The organism is Stenotrophomonas sp. PS02300 (assembly GCF_029959395.1).
In the GTDB taxonomy this organism is placed as follows: Bacteria; Pseudomonadota; Gammaproteobacteria; order Xanthomonadales; family Xanthomonadaceae; genus Stenotrophomonas; species Stenotrophomonas maltophilia_AD.
Genome location: NZ_JASCOP010000200.1, coordinates 1 through 4709, shown reverse-complemented (window position 1 = coordinate 4709; position 4709 = coordinate 1). Strand labels below are relative to the sequence as shown.

Annotated in this window: 4 protein-coding genes and 1 pseudogene; all 5 read left to right on the top strand. The window is 68.3% G+C overall.

The genetic code is table 11. From position 1 onward, the window contains the following. Window positions 1-458 precede the first annotated feature (458 nt). The 5 genes and pseudogenes from lpxD to QMX79_RS20040 all read left to right on the top strand — a co-directional run bounded on the left by lpxD (window position 459) and on the right by QMX79_RS20040 (window position 4561). Window positions 459-1481, top strand: coding sequence for a UDP-3-O-(3-hydroxymyristoyl)glucosamine N-acyltransferase (lpxD, locus tag QMX79_RS20060; protein ID WP_282248351.1), 1023 nt, complete (start codon window positions 459-461; stop codon window positions 1479-1481). Further along, on the top strand, window positions 1478-1933 hold the full coding sequence (fabZ, locus tag QMX79_RS20055) for a 3-hydroxyacyl-ACP dehydratase FabZ (protein ID WP_068850460.1): 456 nt from the start codon (window positions 1478-1480) through the stop codon (window positions 1931-1933). Before lpxD ends, fabZ begins: the two co-directional genes overlap by 4 nt. After that, complete coding sequence (gene lpxA, locus QMX79_RS20050) at window positions 1930-2715, top strand: acyl-ACP--UDP-N-acetylglucosamine O-acyltransferase (RefSeq protein ID WP_282248350.1); 786 nt, start codon at window positions 1930-1932, stop codon at window positions 2713-2715. The genes fabZ and lpxA overlap by 4 nt, the downstream gene beginning before the upstream one ends. Window positions 2716-2729: 14 nt before the next feature. Further along, window positions 2730-3905 (top strand): annotated as a pseudogene (gene lpxB / locus QMX79_RS20045) (lipid-A-disaccharide synthase); the annotation flags it as partial. Next, window positions 3902-4561 carry a ribonuclease HII gene (locus tag QMX79_RS20040; RefSeq protein ID WP_282248348.1) on the top strand — a complete coding sequence of 220 codons (660 nt, stop codon included), beginning with the start codon at window positions 3902-3904 and terminating at the stop codon, window positions 4559-4561. The pseudogene lpxB and the gene QMX79_RS20040, both read left to right, overlap by 4 nt. The last annotated feature ends 148 nt before the right edge of the window (window positions 4562-4709 follow it).

The following is a 4709-nucleotide window of genomic DNA, read 5'->3' as shown; positions in this document are numbered from 1 at the left end:
GCTCCGGGACACGCCGTAAACCCATCCATGGGGGCTTGGCAAAAACATCCATGTTTTTGACAGTCCCTACGGGGGCTGCCCGCCGGCCTCCCCCCACGGATGGTCGCTGGCGGATGGCAAGAGCAGACACGCATGGCCTGCCCCTACGGGCTGGATGCGCCTGCTTTTGATTTCCCGTGGCCACCTGTAATCCGTCGAAGGTGGGACGGGGCGGGTTTGCGGGGGTGTCAAAAACATGGATGTTTTTGCCAAGCCTCCAAGGACGGATTCACGGCGTCCCCCGCAAACCCGCACCGTCCCGCCAAACCAGAAGACAACGGGCCACAGGCTGTTCGCCCAAGTGCATGAAGCCGCCGGGCACAGCCCGGCGCTCCTGGATCGCCTGCCACCTGAAGATGCGAAGGCCGCCCCAACCCCCCGAACATGACCGAAGTCACGCCACACGGTAAACTCCCGGCGTGAACACTCCTACCTATACCGCCCAGCAACTCGCCGAGCAGTTTGGCCTGCAGGTCCATGGTGACGGCAGCACCGCCATCCGTGGCGTGGCCACGCTTGCCCATGCCGGCCCCGGCCAGCTGACCTTCCTGGCCAATCCGCGCTACCGCGCCCAGCTGGCCGACAGCCAGGCCGGCATCGTGGTCCTGCGCGCCGAGGACGCCGAAGCCGCGCCCGGTACCGCGCTGATCGCCAAGGATCCGTACACCACCTTCGCCAAGATCGGCGCGCTGTTCGACATCGCCCCGACCCGGCCGCCGGGCATCCACCCCAGCGCCGTGATCGATCCCGAGGCCCAGGTCGCCGCCAGCGCCCACATCGGCCCGTTCGTCACCATCGGCGCGCGCAGCGTGATCGGCGAGAACTGCATCATCGGCGCCGGCAGCATCATCGGCGAAGACTGCAGCCTGGACAGCGGTTGCGAACTGATCGCCCGCGTCACCCTGGTCACCCGCGTCCGCATCGGCAAGCGCGTGCGCATCCATCCCGGCGCCGTCCTCGGCGCCGATGGCTTCGGCCTGGCGATGGACGCCGGCAGCTGGATCAAGGTGCCGCAGCTGGGCGGCGTGCGCATCGGCGACGACTGCGAGATCGGCGCCAATACCTGCGTCGACCGCGGCGCCCTCGAAGATACCGTGCTCGACAACGACGTGCGCCTGGACAACCTGGTCCAGATCGCCCACAACGTCCAGATCGGCGCCCACTCGGCCATCGCCGGCTGCACCGGCATTGCCGGCAGCGCCAAGATCGGCCGCTACTGCCTGCTCGGCGGCGCCGTCGGCGTCGTCGGCCACCTCGAGATCTGCGACAAGGTGGTGATCACCGGCAAGTCCGTGGTGCGCAACTCCATTACCGAACCGGGCGAATACTCGTCCGGGACCCCGTTGACCGACAATCGCACGTGGCGCAAGAACGCCGCGCGCTTCAAGCAGCTCGATGCCCTGGCCCGTCGCATCCTGTCTGTGAGCAAGGAGAAGGAATGAGCCACGAACAGAAGCTGCCGGACATCACCCAGATCCAGGCGTTGATCCCGCACCGTTACCCCTTCCTGCTGGTCGACAAGGTTGTCGCGATCGATTACGAGAAGCGCACCATCGTTGCCACCAAGAACGTCAGCATCAACGAGCCGTTCTTCCAGGGCCACTTCCCCAGCCAGCCGATCATGCCCGGCGTGCTGATCATCGAAGCCATGGCCCAGGCCGGCGGCGTGCTGACCCAGCTCACCCTGGGCCGCGACGCGCAGTCCAAGCTGTTCTACATGGTGAAGGTGGACAAGGCCCGCTTCAGCAAGCAGGTCGTGCCCGGTGACGTGCTGGAAATGCATGTCGAAATCAAGCGCGTGATCCGCAACATGGCGGTGTACGACTGCGTGGCCAAGGTCGACGGCGAGATCGTCGCCTGCGCCGAAGTGCTCTGCGCCGGCACCCGCGAATGAACGGGCCGCTCATCCACCCCACCGCGGTCATCGACCCGTCGGCGAAACTGGCGGCGGATGTACGTATCGGTGCGTTCTGCCTGATCGGTGCCGATGTCGAGATCGGCGAAGGCACCGAAGTCGGCCCGCACTGCTCGATCCACGGCCCGACCCGGATCGGCCGCAACAACCGTTTCATCGGCCACGTTGCCGTGGGCGGCGAACCGCAGGACAAGAAGTACGCCGGCGAGCGCACCGAACTGGTGATCGGCGACGACAACGTGTTCCGCGAGTTCGTCACCCTCAACCGCGGTACCGGCGGCGGCGGTGGCATCACCACCATCGGCAACGGCAACTGGATGCTGGCCTACACCCACATCGCGCACGACTGCCACGTCGGCAACCAGTGCGTGTTCTCCAACAACACCACCCTGGCCGGCCACGTGACCGTGGGCGACTACGTGATCATCAGCGGCTTCGCCGGTGCCCACCAGTTCTGCCGGATCGGTGCCCACGCCTTCCTGGGCATGGGCGCACTGACCAACGGCGACGTACCGCCGTTCACCATGGTCGGCAGCGATTCGCTGGGCCGCCCGCGCGGCATCAACAGCGAAGGCCTCAAGCGCCGCGGCTTCGATGCCGAGCGCATCGCCAGCATCAAGCGCGCCTACCGCACGCTGTACGTGGCCGGCCTGCCGCTGGCCGAAGCCAAGGTGCAGCTGGCCGAACAGGCCACGCACAGCGCCGACGTCAAGGACATGCTGGACTTCATCGAGCACGCCGAGAGGCCCCTGCTGCGATGACGGCGCCGGGCTCTTCGCGACCGCTGCGGATTGCGCTGGTCGCCGGTGAAGCCTCCGGCGACCTCCTTGGCGCCGGCCTGGTGCGCGAACTGCAGCAGCGGTTCCCCGACGCCGAGTTCGCCGGTATCGGCGGCGATGCGATGCGCAGCGCCGGCTGCCTGACCTGGTTCGATGCCAGCGAGCTGGCGGTCATGGGCCTCACCGAAATCCTGCGCCACCTGCCGCGCCTGCTGAAGCTGCGCAGTGAGTTCCGCACGCGCGTGCTGGAGTGGCAGCCGGACGTGTTCATCGGTATCGATGCACCGGACTTCAACCTGGGCGTGGAGCGCTGGCTGAAGCAGCGCGGCATCACCACGGTGCACTACGTCAGCCCGTCGGTCTGGGCGTGGCGCGAGAAGCGTGCCGAGAAGATCGGCGCCAGCGCCGACCTGGTGCTGTGCCTGTTCCCGATGGAACCGCCGATCTATGCCCGCCACGGCATCGACGCGCGCTTCGTCGGCCACCCGATGGCCGATGACATCCCGCTGCACAGCGACCGCGAAGAGGCCCGCGTGGCCTTGGGCCTGCCGGCCAACGCCAAGGTGCTGGCGGTCCTGCCGGGCAGCCGGCTGGGCGAGATCAGCAAGCTGGGCGGCGCATTCTTCGAAGCGGCCTGGCAGGTCTCCGAACGCATTCCAGGCCTGCACGTGGTGGTGCCGGCGGCCAATCCGGCCTGCCGGGCGCTGATCCAGGAACAGCTGTCGCGCTCGGCGCTGCCGGTGGCGTATTCGCACCTGCTGGACGGCCAGGCGCGCACGGCGATGATCGCCGCGGACGTGGTGGTACTCGCGTCGGGCACGGCCACGCTGGAAACGATGCTGGTGAAGCGGCCGATGGTGGTGGGTTACCGCGTGGCGGAGCTGACCTACCGCATCGTGAAGGCGCTCGGCCTGATCAAGGTGGACCGTTTCGCGTTGCCGAACATCCTGGCGGGCAAGGATCTGGCGCCGGAACTCATCCAGCACGACTGCGTGCCGGACAAGCTGGCAGACGCGATCCTGCAGTGGTTCGACCACCCGCAGCGCGCCATCGAGATCCAGGACACGTACGAGAAGCTGCACCTGCAGCTGCGCCAGGATGCGTCGGCGCGCGCGGCCGACGCGGTGGCGGAACTGCTGGCGCGCAAGCCGCACGGGAACGCGCCGGCATGAGCCGCCGCCACGCCGCGGCGGCCTCGCTGGCGCTGTTCGACGGGGCGGCGCTGGCGACCGTGGCGCCGCGCTATGTGGCGGGCGTGGACGAAGCGGGCCGAGGCCCGCTGGCCGGTCCGGTGGCGGTGGCGGCGGTGGTGTTCTGCCCGGACCGCCCGCGCCTGAACGGGCTGGACGATTCCAAGCAGCTCACGGCGCTCCGCCGCGACCAGCTGTTCGACAGGATCCAGCAGCGGGCGCTGGCCTTCCACGTGGTGATGGTGGACGTGGCGGAGATCGATTCGCTCAACATCTACCAGGCCACCATGCTGGGCATGCGCCGGGCGGTCGAAGCGGTCGCGCACGTGGCGCAGTTCGCGCGCATCGACGGCAACGTAGTGCCCAAGGGCCTGCCCTGCCCCGCGCAGGCGCTGGTCGGCGGCGACGCGCTCGACCGCGCGATCATGGCCGCCTCGATCTTGGCCAAGGTCAGCCGCGACCGCTACATGCTGCAGCTGCACGAGCAGCACCCCGAATACGGCTTCGACCAGCACAAGGGTTACGGCACCCCGGCCCACCTGGCCGCCCTGCGCACCCACGGCCCCTGCCCCCACCACCGCCGCAGCTTCGCGCCCGTGCGTGATTGCCTGGACAGCGCGTTGGTTGCGGCTGGGTAGAGCAACAGCCAAAGCCGAAGCCAAAGCCAAAGCGGCACGTCGGGGTTCGTCTGGCTTGGGCGGCGCCGGTGGGTTTGCGGGGGACGCCGTGAATCCGTCCCTGGAGGCTTGGTCGCCGCATCCATGCGGCTCACACCCCCGCAAACCC